Below are 17327 nucleotides of genomic sequence, written 5' to 3'. Positions count from 1 at the left end.
ATCCATGCGGTCGTTGTTTGCCGGTATCATCGGCGCTGTCAGCCTGTTCGCGACAGCGGCAATAGCCGCGCCCGAACCCGTGCTCGACAAGGCCCCCGCCTGGGTCAAGCCGCTGCCGCCGCTGAAGACCGACAGCCCGGTAACCGGCGCCCCGTTCCGTCAGTTGCGCCTCGACGAACAGGTCCATTTCGGCCCTGAGGGCGACAGCATCTACATCGAGAGCGTCATCCGCATCCAGACGGCCCAGGGGCTGTCGGCGATGGGCACCATCGCCCTGCCGTGGAACCCGGACTCCACCACGCTCACCGTCCACAAGCTGGAGATCAAGCGCGGGACCGAGGTCATCGACGTTCTCGCCGACCAGGCCTTCACGGTCCTGCGCCGTGAGAACCGCCTCGAGTACGCCATGCTCGACGGGGTGCTGACCGCCACCATGCAGCCCGAGGGGCTGGAGGTCGGAGACATCGTCACCCTGGCCTTCACCCTGACCCGCAAGGACGCCGTCGTCGGCGACTTCAGCGAAAACTATCTGCCCGCCCCGCCGACCGAGCAGGTCGACCAGATCCAGCTGCGCGTCCTCTGGGACCCGAAGACCAAGCCGATCCGCTACCGCCTCGACCAGGGCATGAACCCGCCCAAGGTCGGCCGCACGGCCTCGGGCGAGACCGAGCTGATCTTCGACCTCAAGGGTCAGAAGCCCTACAAGCCCCCGACCGGCGCTCCCTCGCGCTTCCAGCGGGGCAGGGGGGTGGAGTTCACCCAGTTCAAGGACTGGGCCCAGGTCTCGTCCCTGCTGTCGCCGCTCTACGACACCGCCGCCACCCTCAAGGACGGCTCGCGCCTCAAGCCCGAGATCGACAAGATCCGCGCCGCCTCCAGCGACCCCAAGGTCCAGGCCGGCATGGCCCTGGCCCTGGTCCAGGAACGCACCCGCTATGTCTTCCTCGGCATGGACGCGGGCAACCTGACCCCGGCCCAGGCCGACATGACGTGGTCGCGACGCTATGGCGACTGCAAGGGCAAGACGGCCCTGCTGCTGGCCATCCTGCGCCAGCTGGGCATCAAGGCCGAACCGGCCGTCGTCCACTCCAGCCTCGGCGATGGCCTCGATGCGCGCCTGCCCATGGTCGGCCTGTTCGACCACGTCATCGTCCGCGCCGAGATCGCCGGCAAGGTCTACTGGCTGGACGGCACCCGCAACGGCGACCGCAAGCTGGACGAGGTCGCCATTCCCGAATTCGCCTGGGCCCTGCCGCTGCGCGCCAAGGGCTCGGCCCTGGAGGCCCTTCGAGTCGAGCCCAGCCCCCTGCCGACCACCGCCCTGACGCTCGATATCGACGCCTCGGGCGGCCTCTACTCCAAGGCTCCGATGAAGGCCGAGCAGCGGTTCCGCGGCGACTACGCTGTCTCCGCCAAGGCTTCGGCCGACGCCGCCCCGCCGGAGGAACTGGAGAAGGCCTACAAGAAGTACTGGGGCACGGTCTTCGACTTCGCCGAGGTCGACAAGGTCACCAGCCGCTATGACGAGGCGACCGGCGAATACATCCTCGGCATGGAGGGCAAGGCCAACCTCGACTGGACCGAGAAGAACGAGTCCTCGGCCCCCAGGCACCTGACCTTCGGCCACAAGTTGGGCGGCCCCTCCAGCTGGAAGCGCGAGGAGGAGGTCGACAACAAGGACGCGCCCTTCGCGGTCACCCATCCGCTGCACGTCTGGTACCGCGAGACCATCAAGCTGCCCGACGGCGGCAAGGACTATGTCAGCGAAGGCAAGGACATCGACCAGGTCACCGCCGGCTACAGCTTCTGGCGCAAGGCGGGGATCAAGGACGGCGTCTTCACCCTGGAGACCCGCACCCGCAGCCTGCAGACCGAAATCCCGGCCAGCGAGGCCGAGGCCAACCAGAAGGCCCTGGCCGAGATGGGCAAGATCGACGTCTACCTCGTCGCGCCCCCCGGCTACCGCTGGTCGGCCGCTGATCGGGGCAGCCGCATCGCCGACATGGACAAGGCCCTCAAGGAAGACCCCAAGTCGGTCGGCGCGCTGCAGAGCCGCGCCTGGCTGCACCGCGAGAACAAGGACTATGCGAAGGCCGAGGCCGACTACAACGCCGCCATCGGCCTCGATGACGACAAGTCGACCCTCTACACCCTGCGGGCCGGGACCCTGCTGCGGCTGGGCAAGAAGGAGGCGGCGATGGCCGACTTTGTCACCGCTCGCAAGCTCGCCGCCCGCGACGCCGGCGACCTCAACGCCCTGTGCTGGGAACAGGCGACCAACGGCGTCGCCCTGGAAGCGGCGCTCGGCGATTGCGACAAGGCCCTGCAGGTCGAGCCGCGCAACGCCCCGACCCTCGACTCGCGCGGTTTCGTGCTGATGCGCCTGGGCCGCTGGAGCGACTCCATCGCCGACTACGACAAGGCGGCCGGCATCCGTCCCGACAGCGCCGAGTCCCTGTTCGGCCGCGCCCTGGCCAAGGCCGGCGCCGGCGACAAGGCCGGCGCGGCGGCCGACATCGCAGAGGCGAGGAAGCTGGATCCGGGCATCGACGAGGAGTTCGCCGGCTACGGGCTGAAGGCGCCGTAGACACGAAAAAGGGCAGCACGGCCGGAGCCGGTGCTGCCCTCATCCGAGCCCCTTCGGGGCCCACCTTCTCCCCCTCGGGTCGGGCCTGCCCGGCCCGCCCAAGGGTAAACTACGCGGGAGAAGGGCGCTTCGCTTAAGCGTTGCAGGCCGCCAGTTCGTCGAGGCTGAACTTGGCGCCGCGATAGCCGAAGCCGGTGACTTCGCCCAGCTCGCCCTTCAGCTTCCGGCACTGCTGGTCGGCCGGCAGGGCCTTGACCTTGGGGGCGCGGCAGACGTCGCCCTTGCAGCTCCAGACGGCGCCGTCGACGATGACGTTGCCGCGGGTCGTCTTGGTTTTCAGGGTCAGCCAGCCGTCGATCCGCTGGGCGTCGGCGGCATTGGCGGCGCCGGCGCAGGCGGTCAGGGCCAGCGCCCCGATCAGGAACACACGCATAGAAGTTCTCCATATCCCCGCGACCGGTGGGAGTCCGGTCACTGCAACACGGGTACGTTTTCTTTTGCTACGGTGTCAATGCTCAACTGGACGCTGGCGTCTAAACTTTGTCCTCGATGTCGCCATCAGCCGCCGGAGCCAACCCTTGCGCCATTTCGCCGATCAGCCGGGTGATCTGGCCAAGGTCGTCGGTGGCCCGCCAGGCATGGGCGAACTCGGGCGGGCTCAGCCGCTCGGTGATGGTGTGGTAGAGCAGCTCGAACAGCGGCTTCCAGAAGTCGCGCGGGTTGTAGAAGACCAGCGGCTTGCGGTGCAGGTCGAGGCGCTGCCAGCTGAGCAGTTCGACCACCTCCTCCAGCGTGCCGATGCCGCCGGGCAGCACCACGAAGGCGTCCGAGCGCTCGAACATCATCATCTTGCGTTCGTGCATGTTCTGCACGACCACGGTCTCGACGTCGTCGAACGGCTGCTCGCGGCCCATCAGGAAGGTCGGGATGATGCCCAGCACGCGGCCGCCGGCGTCATGCGCCCCGCGCGCGCAGGCGCCCATCAGGCCAACCCCGCCGCCGCCATAGACCAGCTTCAGGTCCTCCGCCGCCAGCAGCCGGCCGAAATCCTCGGCCGACTTCAGGAAGGCGGGATCGGCGTCGTTGGACGAGCCGCAATAGACGCAAACACTGTCGATCGAGGCCCCGGCCGGGCCTGTGGTTTTGGACATGCCGTCCCCAGATAGAAAAGGCGCGCTTGCGGGCGCGCCGGAAAATCACGAAATGACATGTTCGGCCTATCCGTCTGGGGTTTCAAGCATCGTGTCGCGACCATTGGTCTACCTCGCCCTTCTGCTTCCCCTGGCGCTGGCCGCCTGCGGTCCGAGCGAGCGCGATGCCTCCTGGCGCGGCGACGCCCCCAAGGCGCCCGCCGATCCGGCCGCCGACGCCGGCTACCTCAAGCCTCCCAGCCTGACCGCCAGCCAGGCCCAGCCGGACGGCGCCATCCTGCTCACCGGCCAGGCCCAGCCCGGCTCGGCCGTGCGCCTCGGTTCCCCGACCGGCGAGACGTTCAACGCCACCGCCAGCGCCGCCGGCGTCTGGACGGCGCGCCTGGCTCCTTCGTCGCAGGTCCGCCTGTTCGGCCTGTCGATGTCGCCGCAAAAGGACCGCCAGGTGCAGTCGCTGGGCTACCTCGCCATCCTGCCCGACGGCCGCGCCGCCCAGCTGCGGCCGGGGGTCAGCGCCTATGTCTACGGCGCCGGCAGCGACACGCCCCGCCTGCTGACCATCGACTTCGACCGCGATGGCGTCGCCTCCATCTCCGGCTCGGCCCGCGCCGCCAGCAGCCTGTCCCTGCGCATCGACCGCGTCGCCCGGGGCGCGGGCAAGGCCGACAGCCAGGGCCGCTTCCACCTGGCCGTCGAAAAGCCGCTCAACGCCGGCGGCCTGGCTTTCGAGATCGCCGGCGACAGCGGCGAGCAGACCGTCGTCGTGCCGGTCAACTCGGCCCCGCAACTGTCGGCCCCCTTCCGCGCGTTGCGGGCCGGCCCCAGCTGGCGGATCGACTGGCCGGCGCCCGGCGGCGGGGTGCAGACCACCCTGATCCTGGACCGCGTTCCTTGAGACCCGTCCCCGATCGTCAGTCGCCCAAGCCGCCCGCCGACTCTCCGCCGCCCGCCAAGGTTTCCGCCTGGGCGGCCCTGGCCGACCTCTTCCGCCTGGTTCTCTCCAGCCGCGCCCCCGGCTTGACCTGGCGGCTGACCGCCGCCCTGGTCTTCACCCTCGGGGGCAAGGTGCTGGGCGTCCTCGCCCCGCTGCTGCTCGGCGCCGCCGTCAACCGCCTGGCCGCCGGCCAGTCGCCGGCCGTGCAGGTGGGAACCGCCTTCGCCGGCCTGATCCTCGGCTGGACCGCCATCCGTTTCCTCTCCGCCGCCGCACCCCAGTTGCGCGACGTCGTCTTCACCCCGGTCGCCCAGGCCGCCCAGCGCCGCGCCGCCGCCGACGCCTTCGGCCATGCGCTCAGCCTGTCCATTGAGTTCCACCAGACCAAGCGCACCGGTTCGCTCAGCCGCATCATCGACCGTGGCGCCCGGTCGATGGACTTTCTGCTGCGGGCCCTGGTCTTCAACCTCGGCCCGACCTTCATCGAGTTGATCATCGCCGCCGTGGTGCTCGCGAAAGCCTATGACTGGCGCTTCGCCGGCGCCGCCGTCGGCACGGTGGTCGTCTACGGCGTCCTGACCTTCGCCATCAGCGACTGGCGGATCGCCCACCGCCGCGCCCTCAACGACGCCGACTCCGAGGCCGCCGGCCGGGCCGTCGACGCCCTGATCAACTACGAGACGGTCAAGGCCTTCGGGGCCGAGACCCGCGCCGCCGCCACCTACGAACAGGCGCTCAGCGCCTATGCCAACGCCCAGGTCCTGGCCACGACCTCGCTCAGCCTGCTCAACATCGCCCAGGCGGCGATCATGGCCATCGGCCTCGCCATCATGGCCCTGCTGGCCGGCGCCGAGGCCCAGGCCGGGCAGCTGCAGGTCGGCGACGTCACGGCAGCCATCCTGATCCTCATCAACCTCTACGGCCCGCTCAACATCCTCGGCTTCGCCTACCGCGAAATCCGCCAGAGCTTCATCGACCTGGAAGCCATGAGCGACCTGCGCCGCCAGAGCCCCGATGTCGCCGAGGCGCCGGACGCCGTCGACCCGCCTCCCGCCGACGATCGCGGCGGCGCCGTGGTCTTCTCAAATGTCGGCTTCAAGCACGGCGCCCGCAGCCAGGGCCTGGAGGAGGTCAGCTTCGCCGCCGCCCCGGGTGAGACCGTCGCCCTGGTCGGCCCCTCCGGCGCCGGCAAGACCACGCTTGTGCGCCTGGCCCTGCGGATGATCGATCCTCAGTCGGGGGCCATCACCCTCGACGGCGTCGATCTCAGACAGCTGAAGATGGCCGCCCTGCGCAGCGCCATCGCCCTGGTCCCGCAGGACGTCGCCCTGTTCAACGACACGCTTGCCGCCAACATCGCCTTTGCCCGCCCGGATTCGTCCGAAGAGCAGATCCGCGCCGCCGCCGACGCCGCCGAACTGACCGAGTTCATCGCCGGCCTGCCCGAGGGCCTGCTGACCAAGGTCGGCGAGCGCGGTCTGAAGCTCTCCGGCGGCGAGCGCCAGCGCGTCGGCATCGCCCGCGCCCTGCTGGCCGACCCCCGCGTCCTGATCCTCGACGAGGCCACCAGCGCGCTCGACAGCCGCACCGAGGCCGCCATCCAGGACACCCTGCGCAAGGCTCGCCAGGGTCGCACCACCCTGGTCGTCGCCCACCGCCTCAGCACCATCGCCGACGCCGACAGGATCATCGTCCTGCGCCGGGGCCGCGTGGTGGAGGAAGGCAGGCACGAGGAACTGCTCGAACGGGGCGGGGAGTACGCGGCGCTGTGGCGGCGGCAGACGCGGGGGCGCTAGTCGAACGTCTCCGCCAGTGCTCCACGTCCGTCCTGCGTCCGCAGCACCAGGTACAGGGCCGGCCAGTACAGCGCCGTGAGGATGGCGACCGCGCGGTTGGGCAGTTGCCAGAGCTCCTTGTCGGTGATCCAGGCGGGGAACTCGCCGTCCACCAGGTCGCCGAGCATCATGAAGCGCAGGGTAAGCAGCATCGCGACGATGAAACTGATCACCCCCGTCAGGACCGCGGCGCCCAACACCGTCCGCCACCGTCGCCGCGCCAGGCTGACCGACTGCCTGAGCGCGCCAAGGACGGTGGTGTCGCGATCCAGGCGAATGGGCACGGCCATGATCAGCAGCCAGGTCACCACCAGGTTAAGCAGCCCCAGGGGCAGGCTGATCAGCATCACGAGAAGTCCCGCCTGCCCAGGCGCCATGGTCTTCACCGCCGTCTCCCGCCACAGAGTGGCCGGGATGGACGGTCCCTCGCTGACCAGCACCAGGATCGCCAGAATCGGCAGGGCCGCCGCGCAGGCGGCCAGCATGGCGCTCGGCCCGGCCGGTCGCCGATCAATCGCCGCCAAGGTCTGCTGCGTCAGGACCGCGCCCAGTAAGGCCCACAGCGCGCCGCCGGCCAGGATCGCCAGCCCCTTGAGCGCCAACTCGGCCGGCGCCGGCGCAACCGGGATGGCCTGCCAGGCCAGGTTCAGCCCCCATCGCGCCAAGCCGTAGGTTACGACAATCACGCCCAGCGCCGGCCACCGCGCCCCCAGGGATCGGCCAAGCACCGCAAAGGCTGGCCCGATGGCGTTTGGATAGCTCACGCAAACGTCTCCGCCAGTTCTTCGCGCTCCGCTCCGTTCACCGGCGCGGACTCCAGATAAGTCGCGGCGATGGCCAGCAGGGCGAAGCCATAGATCGCGTAGTTCAACAGATAGAGGAACCAGACCTGCTGCACCTGGCGCAGCGGATCGACGTCGCCCATCGCCATGCGGACACCGCCCATCACCAGCGACGGCGCCAGGACCATGAGAAACAGCGGCCACCGACGGCCCCGAATCAACGCCAGGCCTTGCGCGACGCCGGCCGACAAGGTCAGGCCGCGGTCGAGGATCACCGGGATCACCAAGCCCAGGCTCAGGAACATGCCCAGATGGTACAGGCCGGCTGCGAAACGGACGGCTCTGAGCGCCACCGTGTTGTCCTGGAAGAACAGCGACGCGACCTCGCCAGGCAGGATGAAGACGGCGTCGGCCAGAATGATGATCGGGAGGCAGGACGACAGCCTCCGCAGCAGGGTCAGCGGTCGCAGCGGTTCGCCCCGCGCCCCTGTCATGGCCAGCAGATAGATCGTCGCCGCCGTCGACGCCGTGGCCAGGCGCTGGCCGGCCCAGATCGCGACGGCCGCGAAGGTCCAATCCGTTCCAAGGAATTGCCAGTGCTCAAGCAGCAGCCGCGTGCCGATCTCGAAACCACCGTCGGCCAGCATGACCAGCAGCATCAGCCAACCGAACCGGCGGAGCGCCGTCAGCCCGTCGCGGAACGCGACCTCGAGTCGGAATTCCTGAACCCCCATCTCCCCCAGTAGGCCACGCCCATCGCCCCGCCACAACGCTTGACCCCCCGACCAATCCGCCTAGTCTCCCTCTCGTTCTCCGGGGGGCCGCCCATACGCGGCTGAGATTGGGGCGATACGCCCCTGACCCGACGAACCTGATCCGGGTCATGCCGGCGAAGGGAGAGGGACGCGGCCGCCACGATTTCAGGCCGTCAAACCGCCTTTGGCGCGAACCGGGTCTCCACAGCTTGAGGAGATCCATCGATGAACATCCACGTCGCCGGCAACGGCTCCACCCCGAAGAACGAAACCATCCCGACCGGCGAACGCCCCGGTAGCCGCAAGGTCTATGCCTCCGGCGAGCTGTTCCCGGACATCCGCGTGCCCTTCCGCGAGGTGGCGGTGCATCCCAGCGCGGGTGAGCCGCCGGTCACCCTCTACGACCCGTCTGGCCCCTACACCGACCCCGACTTCAAGGTCGATATCGAGCAGGGCCTGCCCCGTCCCCGCGAGGCCTGGGTCGTCGCCCGTGGCGATGTCGAGGAAGTCGCCGCTCCCCGCGAGGTGAAGCCCGAGGACAACGGCTTCGCCGTCGGCAAGCACCTCGCCCCTCAATTCACGGCCAAACGCCCGATCTACAAGGCCCGGGCCGGCGGCCTGGTGACCCAGCTGGAATACGCCCGCGCCGGCATTATCACCGCCGAGATGGAATACGTCGCCATCCGCGAGAACCTGCGCCGCGAACAGACCGCCCCTTGCGTGCGCGATGGCGAGTCCTTCGGCGCCGAGATCCCCGACTTCGTCACCCCGGAATTCGTCCGCCAGGAGGTGGCCCGCGGCCGCGCCATCATCCCGGCCAACATCAACCACGGCGAACTGGAGCCGATGGCCATCGGCCGAAACTTCCTGGTCAAGATCAACGCCAACATCGGCAACAGCGCGGTCCTCTCATCGGTCGCCGACGAGGTGGACAAGATGGTCTGGTCGACCCGCTGGGGCGCCGACACCGTCATGGACCTCTCGACCGGCCGCAACATCCACAACATCCGCGACTGGATCATCCGCAACAGCCCGGTGCCGATCGGCACGGTGCCGATCTACCAGGCCCTGGAAAAGGTGAACGGCGTCGCCGAGGACCTGAACTGGGAGGTCTTCCGCGACACCCTGATCGAACAGGCCGAGCAGGGGGTGGACTACTTCACCATCCACGCCGGCGTGCGCCTGCCCTTCGTGCCCCTGACCGCCAAGCGCGTCACCGGCATCGTCTCGCGCGGCGGCTCGATCATGGCCAAGTGGTGCCTGGCCCACCATCGCGAGAGCTTCCTCTACGAGCATTTCGAGGACATCTGCGAGATCATGCGGGCCTACGACGTCTCGTTCTCGCTCGGCGACGGCCTGCGCCCCGGCTCCATCGCCGACGCCAACGACGAGGCCCAGTTCGCCGAGCTGCGCACCCTGGGCGAGTTGACCAAGGTGGCCTGGAAGCACGGCTGCCAGGTGATGATCGAGGGCCCCGGCCATGTGGCCATGCACAAGATCAAGGCCAACATGGAAGAGCAGCTCAAGCACTGCCACGAGGCCCCGTTCTATACGTTAGGCCCGCTCACCACCGACATCGCGCCCGGCTACGACCACATCACCAGCGCCATCGGCGCCGCCATGATCGGCTGGTTCGGCACCGCCATGCTCTGCTACGTGACGCCCAAGGAGCACCTCGGCCTTCCCGACCGCGAGGACGTCAAACAGGGCGTCATCGCCTACAAGATCGCCGCCCACGCCGCCGACCTCGCCAAGGGCCACCCCGGCGCCCAGATCCGCGACAACGCCCTGAGCCGAGCCCGCTTCGAGTTCCGCTGGGAAGACCAGTTCAACCTCGGCCTCGACCCGGAAACGGCCCGCGAATACCATGACGAGACCCTGCCGAAGGAAGCCCACAAGACGGCCCACTTCTGCTCGATGTGCGGCCCGAAGTTCTGCTCGATGAAGATCAGCCAGGAGGTGCGGGAGTTCGCCTCGGGCATGGCGCCGAACGAGATTGAACTGGGCATGAGCCAGATGAGCGATAAGTTCCGGGAGCTGGGGAGCGAGATCGATGTGGCGGTGAAGGGGTAGCGCCGCCGCCGACCACTCCCCTCCGTCGTCATCCTCGGGCTTGTCCCGAGGACCCATTCGTCAGCTGCCGCGAACTGCTGTAGCGATCTGCGAGCGAACGACGCAGCCAATCGTCGATACCCCGACCATGGGTCCTCGGGACAAGCCCGAGGATGACGAGCGGGGGAGGAGAACGTGATGACATCCACCACCATCCGCCGCCTCCAGCCCGGCGAAGGCCCCGCCTTCCAGCGACTTCCAAATGACCGTCTACCCACCGCCGGTGGACGAGTTACGGGGACACTATACCTATCTCGCATCCCGACTGCAGGCCGCAGCCGACGGTGTTTGAGATAGGTATAGTGTCCCCGTAACTCCGGCGCCTAAGCCTGAAAGGGGTAGTCATGCTGGAGAGGTACTTTGAACTTCGGCGAAGTATCCATGACAACGCTGAGCGTAGCCCGGCTTTCGATTCCGCCCATCTAGGCAAGATCAATCGGGCCAAGTTCTACGGAGCAACGGACGCGTTGCTTGATGCTGGCGACGTGCTGTGGACGCTCCGAACCGGACTCCCAAACGGGGCTGGGTCGATCAAAGTCGCTTGTTACGCTCTGCTTCAAGCGCTGTATGTCCAACAGGATGCCGTTACGACCCTGCTTGATTGTCTAAGCCTTCCACTCAAGGTCACTGACGACGCGGACGTCGCTGAGGTCAGGGCAATGCGCAATCAGCTTGTTGGTCATCCCGCTCGCGCGGAAAAGGGACCTCACAAACATCGGCCGTCTACAGGAATTTTGTCAGGCCGTTCGCCCGATGGAATGAGGATAATTGGGTCCGTCTATTATGACGACGGTTTCGAGAACATCGACGTCGGGATCGTCGAACTGATCTGCCAAAACGAACGGGGCCTTCTGTCATTTCTGGAAGCCATCGACGCTGAGGTGACGAGACGGGCCGCAAGTTGGCCGAGGAATAGCGAGGCGTAATGACGACCACCTCCACCACCATTCGCCGCCTCCAGCCCGGCGAAGGCCCGGTCTTCCAGGCCATCCGCCTGACCGCCATGCGCCTCGACGAATCCACCTTCGGCTCCACCCTCGCCGAGGAGGAGGCCAAGCCGGACAGCTGGTTTGAAGATCGGGTACAGGCCGATGGGGTGTTCGTGGCCGAGGCCGACGGCCGCATCCTCGGCGTTGTCGCCGTCGGGCCCAAGGCGCCGGCCAAGGAGCGCCACAAGGGCCTCGTCTACAGCATGTTCGTCCTGCCCGAGGGGCGGGGCAGGGGGCTGGGCGCCGCCCTGATGGCCGCCTGCCTCGACTACGCCCGCGAGGTGGTCGAGATCGTCCAGCTGGTCGTCGTCTCGACCAACTCGGTCGCCGTCTCCCTCTATGAGGCGGCCGGCTTCGAGCGCTACGGCTTCGAACCGCGCGCCCTGCTGCAGAAGGACGGCCGCTACACCGACGACCTGCATATGTGGAAACGGCTGCGGTAGGTTTCCCCGCCGCAGCCGCCCGTTCCGTCCCTCGGAAAAGGATCAGCCGGCCAGGGCCGCCTTCACCTCGGCGTCGCTGAAGATCTCCTCGAGCTTGGCCTTGTAGGCGTCGACGATCAGGTTGGGCCAGGACTCGTCGCCCTCGGCCTGGACCGCCTGGCTGTCCTTGAAGGTCTTGCGCAGGACCGTGCCCTTGCCGCGTCGCTGGACGACCAGCTCGAGCTCGCTGTCGAAGCGGAATTTGCCGACCCAGTTGGTGTTGACGTCGAAATGCCATTCGCGATCGACGACGGTCAGCAGGACGCCGGCGTTGTTGGCCGCCAGGACCTCGTCGGCCTGAGCGTCGGTGGCGACGCCGCTGGCCGCCATGACCATGACATCGGCCCCGCCCGATTTCAGGCCGGCCGCGATCCGCTCCGCCAGATAGAGCGACATCGACTTGCCCTTGGCCGTCTTGTCGGCCAGCGTCATCTCGTTGACCGTCCAGTCCATGGGCGCGCCATAGACGCGCGCGAAGCCGGCGAAGTTGTTCGGCTTGCCCGCCTTCACCCGCGGCCGGTCCTCGACCACCCCGACCAGCACCTTGTCGCTGGCCTTGTAGCCGATGCTCGGGTTCTGCAACTCGACAGCCCGCGGCGTGACGCAGGCGGTGAGCATCATCGCGGCGACCGCGACCAATAGTGTTCTGAACATGGAATGCCCCTTGATACGCTTGAAGTTGCGTCCCCCCGGGACGCCGAAGGACCGCTTAACATGCTTTGTCCGGCGTGACACGGCGGGGGCGACCTCGCAGAATGGCGCCAGCAGGAGAATCCCATGACCGACCCCATCCACGGCTGGCACGCTTACGTCCAGAGCCGCGACCCCGCCGACCTCTCCGCCCTGATCGCCGAGGACTGCGTCTTCGAAAGCCCGGTGGTCCACTCACCCCAGGTCGGCAAGGCGATCACCGAGAAGTACCTGCTCTCGGCGCTGCAGGTGCTCAACAACGACAGCTTCGAATACCTCGGCGAATGGCGGGCCGAGCGCTCGGCCGTGCTGGAGTTCGCCTGCACGATCGACGGCATCCGCATCAACGGCGTCGACATGATCTGGTGGAACGAGGCGGGCCTGATCACCCGCTTCAAGGTCATGGTCCGGCCCTTGAAGGCCATCAACCTGCTGCACCAGAAGATGGGCGAGATGCTGATGAAGCTGGCGGGCTAGCGGCCCGCGGCCCGTTCCCCCAGAGGCGCGATTGTATCGGAGACCCAGGCGTTGAAGGCCTGCGGCTCCTCGAACATCGGGCTGTGCGCCGACTGTTCGAACCAGACGAAGGCCTTGCGCGGGGCCGACACCCGCTCGAAGAAGCCGCGGGCCACCGAGGCCTCGGACATCCGGTCATGGCGACCGGACAGCAGGAAGATCGGCGCGGAATAGGCGCGCGGCCGGTCGTCGATGACAAAATGCGAGAACTCGCCGTGCAGCATCCGCTCGGAATATTTGCCGGCGGAGAAGAAGGCCACGACATCGCGCCCGTTCATCTCCGGCTGGGCAAGGGACTCGCCGATCAGTCTCGTGAGGCTCATTCCGCCCCGGAGCGATCCGCCGAAGGCCGCGATCTGGTCACGCGGCGTGAAGATCGAACCGGACCGGGGCGGCGGCCCCAATCGTTCCAGTTCGCGAACGGCCTTGTCGGCGCCCCGCGCCCGGGCTTCGCGCAGCACCCAGGCATAGGAGCGCTTCTCGCTTTCCGGCACATTGGCCACCTGGCCGATGCCGACATAGGCGTAGAGTTTTTCGGAATGCTCCTCGGCATAGAGGATTCCCAGGACCGTCCCCCAGGAGTGGCCGAGGATGCCCACCCGCTGCCGGCCAAACCGCGCCCGCAGCCGGTCGATGACCACGTCCAGGTCGTCAACATACTGCCGGATGGTCAGGTTGGCCGGGATCGGCAGGCGGGAGTCGTAGCTCTGGCCGGCATGGCGCTGGTCCCAGTAGACGACCACGAAGCGGTCTTCGAGCGCGGCGTTGAACCGGCGGAGCGGCGCGGTCTCGCTGCTGCCCGGGCCGCCGTGCACGACCAGCAGGATCGGATTGGCGCGATCCCGGCCCCGGATGATCACCGACTGCTCCACCCCGCCCACCGGCCAGCGCTCGACGACGGCGATGCTGCCGGCCAGCGCCTTGCCGTCCGGGCCCCTGAAGGCCGGTGTCGAGATCGGCGCCAGCATGCGCCAGGCCAGCGCCGCGATGAGCAGCGTCAGCAGGACCAGGGCCGCCAGAAGCGTCCGCACCATCACCCGTCGCACTGTCATCGGACCCCCGTCCCGCCGCTGGCGCATCCTGGACCGATGACGGCGCGCCTGTCCATAACCCTTGCAGGATCAAGGGCTTGATGAATATGTCTAGACATATTCATCGCCATTTGGCGGCCTGAGGGCCTGCCGCGGCCCCGGCGTCTCAACTGTCGGCGCCCGCGCGCCTACATTCCCGGCTCCGGCGCCTACGCCGCACCCACGCCGATGCCAACCTTTCCCGCGCCTGCAGCCACCGACGGGCCAACGTTTCCGGGCCATTCAGCGCCCTTGGGGCCGATATCGAGATTTCCGTAGCTGTTGGCGCCCCCCGGCTTCGCGGTACACTACTCTGCCGCTTCGATAGGACCCGCCGAATGATCCCGCGCCTGCTGCCCGTTCTGGCCCTCGCCGCCCTCGTGACCGCCTGCGGCCAGCCCAGCGAGGAGAGCACGCCCGCCAAGCCGGTCCCGTCCGCCGCTTCGGCGCAGCCCGCGCCGCCGGCCGCTCCGGAGACCCCGGCCGCCCCCGTCGGCGCCGTGGCGCTCGATCAGGAAGGCTTGCGCCTGGTGTCCGAAACCGGTTCGACCCGGCTGGTCGCCTTCGGCGTTCCCACCGCCGACGCCGTCGCCGCACTCAGCAGCGCGCTGGGCAATCCGGCCGACCGCTCGGTGAACAGCGAATGCGGCGCCGGCCCGACCGAGTTCGTCAGCTGGGCGGGCGACCTCGACGCCCTGTTCCTCGACGGCAAGTTCGCCGGCTGGAGCCTGGGCTCCCGGAGCGACGGCAAGGTCACCACCATGGACGGCATCGGGGTCGGCTCGACCCGCCAGCAGCTCACCGCGTCGTTTGGTGACCTCAAGGTCGAGGAAAGCACCCTTGGCATCGAGTTCACGGCCGGCGCCATCTCCGGCATCCTCGACAAGGACGGCCCGGCCGGGAAGGTCGAGACCCTCTGGGGCGGGACCAGCTGCGTCTTCCGATAATTTTACCCGGTTATAATTGACAGGGGTTTTTACCCGGTCTAAATGACCGGTCATGAATCCCGACCGCAAACAACTCGTCCGCGACTACAAGGAACGCAAGGTGGCCGCCGGCGCCTTCGCGGTCCGCTGCGCGCCCTCCGGCCAGGTCTGGGTGGAAGTCTCCCCCAACCTGCACAATCGCCAGAACGGCCTGTGGTTCTCCCTGCGCCTGGGCAGCCATCCCAACCGGGCGCTGGTCAAGGCCTGGAAGGATCATGGCGAGGCCGCCTTCACCTACCAGGTGGTCGAGGAACTGCCCGACGCCGAACGCTCCCCCTGGGAGCTGACCAACGCCCTGAAAGACCTCTCGGCCAAATGGCGCGAGACCCTGAACGCAGAGAAGCTGACCGGATGACCCAGGAAACCACCTACAGCCTGTTCGAAGGCCATCACCGCCTGGCCCAGGGCGAGATGTCGGCCCTGGCCGCCGTCGCCCGCGCCTCCCTGGCCCGCGATCCCAACACCAGCTTCCGGGTCTTCGACGACCTCACCGGCGAGCGGGTCGGTCTCGAGCTGACCCCGCCAGCCAAGGCGGTCGGCCGCCCCAAGCTGGGCATCGTCGCCCGGGAAGTCAGCCTGCTGCCACGTCACTGGGACTGGCTGGCCCAGCAACAGGGCGGCCCTTCCGCCGCCCTGCGCCGCCTGGTCGAGACCGCCCGCCGCGACCCGGTCACCGTGCGCAAGGACGCGCTCAACGCCGCCTACCGCTTCGTCGGCGACATGGCCGGCGACCTCCCCGGCTTCGAGGAGGCGACCCGCACCCTGTTCAACGACGACCGCGAGGGCTTCCTGGCCAACACCGTGGACTGGCCGGTGGACGTGCGCGGCCAGGCGCTCAGGATGCTGGGCTGGAGCTGACTTTGGCGCAAGAAAAAGCCCCGCCGTCACGGAGACGGCGGGGCTGTCGCTTTCAGTCCGGCTGTAGCCTAGGCTTGAGCACGGGCCGTGGTGTTCGGGCCACGACCGCCGCCGGGACGGAAGCGCTTGCGCTTCTTCGGCTTCTCGGCGGCGTTGCCGGCCGGAGCCGCCACGGCGCCTTCGACCATCGGGTCATAGCCGCCCGGACGATGGGCGCGCGGGGCGTTGGCGAAGTGCTTGCCGGCCGCGTGGTCGTTGCGCTTGGCGGCCGGGCTGCGGCCGCGGGTGTCGCGCGGATCACGCTCGCGCGGGGCTTCCGGCGGCTGGGCGGCCTTGAAGGCGGCTTCGGCGGAACCCAGGTTGCGGTCGTTGCGACGGTCCCAGCTGGGGATGGTCTGACGGGTGACCTTCTGGATGTCCTTCAGCAGGTTGCGCTCGTCGTCGGCCACCAGGCTGATGGCCGAACCATTGGCGCCGGCCCGGGCGGTGCGCCCGATCCGATGGACATAGGCTTCCGGCACGTTGGGCAACTCGTACTGGATGACGTGCGAGACGCCATCGACGTCGATGCCGCGGGCGGCGATGTCGGTCGCCACCAGGGCGCGGACGTCGCCGGCCTTGAAGGAGGCCAGGCTGCGCTCGCGTTGACCCTGGCTCTTGTCGCCGTGGATGGCGGCGGCCTCGACACCGATGGTGCCCAGCTGCTTGGCCACGCGGTCGGCGCCGCGCTTGGTGCGGGTGAAGATCAGCACGCGCTTCATGGCGCCGTCGTCCATCAGTTCGGCCAGCAGGGCGCGCTTGCGGCCCGCCTCGATGAACAGGATCTTCTGGTCGATCTTCTCGACGGTGGTGGCCTGCGGGGTCACCGACACCTTGGCCGGGTTCTTCAGCAGCTCACCGGCCAGCTTGCCGATCTCGGTCGGCATGGTGGCCGAGAAGAACAGGTTCTGGCGGGCCTGCGGCAGGGTCTTGGCGATGCGACGGATCGGCACCACGAAGCCCATGTCGAGCATCTGGTCAGCCTCGTCGAGCACGAAGACCTCGGTCTCCGACAGGTTGGCGACCTTCTCGTTGATGTGGTCGATCAGCCGGCCGGGGGTGGCGACCAGGATGTCGACGCCGGCGGCCAGGGCGCGGACCTGGGGCCCGTACTTCACGCCGCCGAAGACGACGGCGACGGTCAGGCCCATGTTCTTGCCGTAGGTGCGGAAGCTCTCGGCGATCTGGGTGGCCAGTTCGCGGGTGGGCGACAGCACCAGGCAGCGGCAGCCGCGACGGGGCGCGGGCTTACGGGTCTCGGCCAGGCGTTGCAGGATCGGCAGGGCGAAGGCGGCGGTCTTGCCGGTGCCCGTCTGGGCGATGCCCAGGATGTCCCGGCCTTCGAGCACAAGCGGGATCGCCTGGGCCTGGATCGGGGTAGGGGAGGTGTAGCCCTCGGCCAGAAGGGCCGAGAGAATGGGCTTGCAAAGGCCCAGGGAAGCGAAATCGGTCAAAGCCGTTGGTCTTTCAAAGTGCGACCGTATCCGCGCGGGCTCATGGGCCGGCGCGGTGGATCGCGGGGGTCGTTGGAAAACGCCCCG

16 protein-coding genes and 1 riboswitch are annotated in these 17327 nt (G+C 68.3%); of the genes, 9 read left to right on the top strand and 7 right to left on the bottom strand.

The window, feature by feature from the left end; genetic code table 11:
- Positions 1-4: 4 nt before the first annotated feature.
- On the top strand, positions 5-2587 hold the full coding sequence (locus O5I81_RS14035; RefSeq protein WP_271065484.1) for a DUF3857 domain-containing protein: 2583 nt from the start codon (positions 5-7) through the stop codon (positions 2585-2587).
- Between the two features lie 133 nt (positions 2588-2720).
- Here O5I81_RS14035 and O5I81_RS14030 read toward each other — a convergent pair whose 3' ends face one another.
- The gene (locus tag O5I81_RS14030) at positions 2721-3020 is read right to left on the bottom strand and encodes a hypothetical protein (protein WP_271065483.1); all 300 of its coding nucleotides are present in this window, start codon (positions 3018-3020) and stop codon (positions 2721-2723) included.
- A 100-nt stretch (positions 3021-3120) separates the two neighbouring features.
- A complete protein-coding gene (locus tag O5I81_RS14025) occupies positions 3121-3738 on the bottom strand; it encodes a TIGR00730 family Rossman fold protein (protein ID WP_271065482.1) in 618 nt (205 codons plus the stop codon).
- Positions 3739-3829: 91 nt separating this feature from the next.
- On the opposite strand from O5I81_RS14025, the gene O5I81_RS14020 reads away from it, so the two are divergent.
- Together O5I81_RS14020 and O5I81_RS14015 are read left to right on the top strand one after the other, a co-directional pair.
- On the top strand, positions 3830-4633 hold the full coding sequence (locus tag O5I81_RS14020; protein ID WP_271065481.1) for a hypothetical protein: 804 nt from the start codon (positions 3830-3832) through the stop codon (positions 4631-4633).
- Positions 4634-4710: 77 nt separating this feature from the next.
- Complete coding sequence (locus tag O5I81_RS14015; protein ID WP_271069035.1) at positions 4711-6468, top strand: ABC transporter ATP-binding protein/permease; 1758 nt, start codon at positions 4711-4713, stop codon at positions 6466-6468.
- Here O5I81_RS14015 and O5I81_RS14010 read toward each other — a convergent pair.
- Positions 6465-7271, bottom strand: a complete 807-nt coding sequence (locus O5I81_RS14010; RefSeq protein WP_271065480.1) for a hypothetical protein — start codon at positions 7269-7271, stop codon at positions 6465-6467. The genes O5I81_RS14015 and O5I81_RS14010 overlap by 4 nt on opposite strands.
- A complete protein-coding gene (locus O5I81_RS14005) occupies positions 7268-8023 on the bottom strand; it encodes a hypothetical protein (protein WP_271065479.1) in 756 nt (251 codons plus the stop codon). The genes O5I81_RS14010 and O5I81_RS14005 overlap by 4 nt, the downstream gene beginning before the upstream one ends.
- 70 nt (positions 8024-8093) lie before the next feature.
- Positions 8094-8204: riboswitch (TPP riboswitch) on the top strand.
- 65 nt (positions 8205-8269) lie between these two features.
- Here O5I81_RS14005 and thiC point away from each other — a divergent pair.
- Together thiC and O5I81_RS13995 are read left to right on the top strand one after the other, a co-directional pair.
- Positions 8270-10117: a phosphomethylpyrimidine synthase ThiC gene (gene thiC, locus O5I81_RS14000; protein ID WP_271065478.1), complete on the top strand. Its 1848-nt coding sequence runs from the start codon at positions 8270-8272 to the stop codon at positions 10115-10117.
- A 964-nt stretch (positions 10118-11081) separates the two neighbouring features.
- Positions 11082-11588, top strand: a complete 507-nt coding sequence (locus O5I81_RS13995; protein WP_271065477.1) for a GNAT family N-acetyltransferase — start codon at positions 11082-11084, stop codon at positions 11586-11588.
- A 42-nt stretch (positions 11589-11630) separates the two neighbouring features.
- Here the strand turns inward: O5I81_RS13995 and O5I81_RS13990 are convergent, their stop codons facing one another.
- Positions 11631-12281, bottom strand: coding sequence for a hypothetical protein (locus tag O5I81_RS13990; protein ID WP_271065476.1), 651 nt, complete (start codon positions 12279-12281; stop codon positions 11631-11633).
- Between the two features lie 123 nt (positions 12282-12404).
- Here O5I81_RS13990 and O5I81_RS13985 point away from each other — a divergent pair, with 123 nt between their 5' ends.
- Positions 12405-12794 (top strand): nuclear transport factor 2 family protein, encoded by a 390-nt coding sequence (locus O5I81_RS13985; protein ID WP_271065475.1) that lies wholly within the window; start codon positions 12405-12407, stop codon positions 12792-12794.
- On the opposite strand, the gene O5I81_RS13980 is transcribed toward O5I81_RS13985, so the two are convergent.
- Positions 12791-13885, bottom strand: a complete 1095-nt coding sequence (locus O5I81_RS13980; RefSeq protein WP_271065474.1) for an alpha/beta fold hydrolase — start codon at positions 13883-13885, stop codon at positions 12791-12793. The genes O5I81_RS13985 and O5I81_RS13980 overlap by 4 nt on opposite strands.
- A 356-nt stretch (positions 13886-14241) precedes the next feature.
- Here O5I81_RS13980 and O5I81_RS13975 point away from each other — a divergent pair, with 356 nt between their 5' ends.
- From O5I81_RS13975 to O5I81_RS13965, 3 genes are read left to right on the top strand one after another with little or no spacing between them, the layout of a single operon-like run.
- Positions 14242-14850, top strand: coding sequence for a hypothetical protein (locus tag O5I81_RS13975; RefSeq protein ID WP_271065473.1), 609 nt, complete (start codon positions 14242-14244; stop codon positions 14848-14850).
- Positions 14851-14902: 52 nt separating this feature from the next.
- Entirely contained in the window at positions 14903-15244 is a 342-nt protein-coding gene (locus tag O5I81_RS13970; RefSeq protein WP_271065472.1) for a GIY-YIG nuclease family protein, read from the top strand.
- On the top strand, positions 15241-15747 hold the full coding sequence (locus O5I81_RS13965; RefSeq protein ID WP_271065471.1) for a DUF2239 family protein: 507 nt from the start codon (positions 15241-15243) through the stop codon (positions 15745-15747). Before O5I81_RS13970 ends, O5I81_RS13965 begins: the two co-directional genes overlap by 4 nt.
- A 68-nt stretch (positions 15748-15815) precedes the next feature.
- Here the strand turns inward: O5I81_RS13965 and O5I81_RS13960 are convergent, their stop codons facing one another.
- On the bottom strand, positions 15816-17240 hold the full coding sequence (locus tag O5I81_RS13960; protein ID WP_271065470.1) for a DEAD/DEAH box helicase: 1425 nt from the start codon (positions 17238-17240) through the stop codon (positions 15816-15818).
- Positions 17241-17327: the final 87 nt, after the last annotated feature.

This window comes from Caulobacter sp. NIBR1757 (genome assembly GCF_027912495.1).
Taxonomy (GTDB): domain Bacteria; phylum Pseudomonadota; class Alphaproteobacteria; order Caulobacterales; family Caulobacteraceae; genus Caulobacter.
Note: the sequence above shows the minus strand (reverse complement) of the source record. Positions and strands in the feature narration are given on the sequence as shown.

What these genes read in the sequence shown, in the direction of transcription:
- O5I81_RS13995 (WP_271065477.1), top strand. Translation starts at nt 11,082, where the DNA reads ATGACGACCACCTCCACCACCATTCGCCGCCTCCAGCCCGGCGAAGGC.
- O5I81_RS13985 (WP_271065475.1), top strand. Translation starts at nt 12,405, where the DNA reads ATGACCGACCCCATCCACGGCTGGCACGCTTACGTCCAGAGCCGCGAC.
- O5I81_RS13970 (WP_271065472.1), top strand. Translation starts at nt 14,903, where the DNA reads ATGAATCCCGACCGCAAACAACTCGTCCGCGACTACAAGGAACGCAAG.
- O5I81_RS13990 (WP_271065476.1), bottom strand. Translation starts at nt 12,281, where the DNA reads ATGTTCAGAACACTATTGGTCGCGGTCGCCGCGATGATGCTCACCGCC.
- O5I81_RS14030 (WP_271065483.1), bottom strand. Translation starts at nt 3,020, where the DNA reads ATGCGTGTGTTCCTGATCGGGGCGCTGGCCCTGACCGCCTGCGCCGGC.
- thiC (WP_271065478.1), top strand. Translation starts at nt 8,270, where the DNA reads ATGAACATCCACGTCGCCGGCAACGGCTCCACCCCGAAGAACGAAACC.
- O5I81_RS14035 (WP_271065484.1), top strand. Translation starts at nt 5, where the DNA reads ATGCGGTCGTTGTTTGCCGGTATCATCGGCGCTGTCAGCCTGTTCGCG.
- O5I81_RS13980 (WP_271065474.1), bottom strand. Translation starts at nt 13,885, where the DNA reads ATGACAGTGCGACGGGTGATGGTGCGGACGCTTCTGGCGGCCCTGGTC.
- O5I81_RS14005 (WP_271065479.1), bottom strand. Translation starts at nt 8,023, where the DNA reads ATGGGGGTTCAGGAATTCCGACTCGAGGTCGCGTTCCGCGACGGGCTG.
- O5I81_RS14025 (WP_271065482.1), bottom strand. Translation starts at nt 3,738, where the DNA reads ATGTCCAAAACCACAGGCCCGGCCGGGGCCTCGATCGACAGTGTTTGC.
- O5I81_RS13975 (WP_271065473.1), top strand. Translation starts at nt 14,242, where the DNA reads ATGATCCCGCGCCTGCTGCCCGTTCTGGCCCTCGCCGCCCTCGTGACC.
- O5I81_RS13965 (WP_271065471.1), top strand. Translation starts at nt 15,241, where the DNA reads ATGACCCAGGAAACCACCTACAGCCTGTTCGAAGGCCATCACCGCCTG.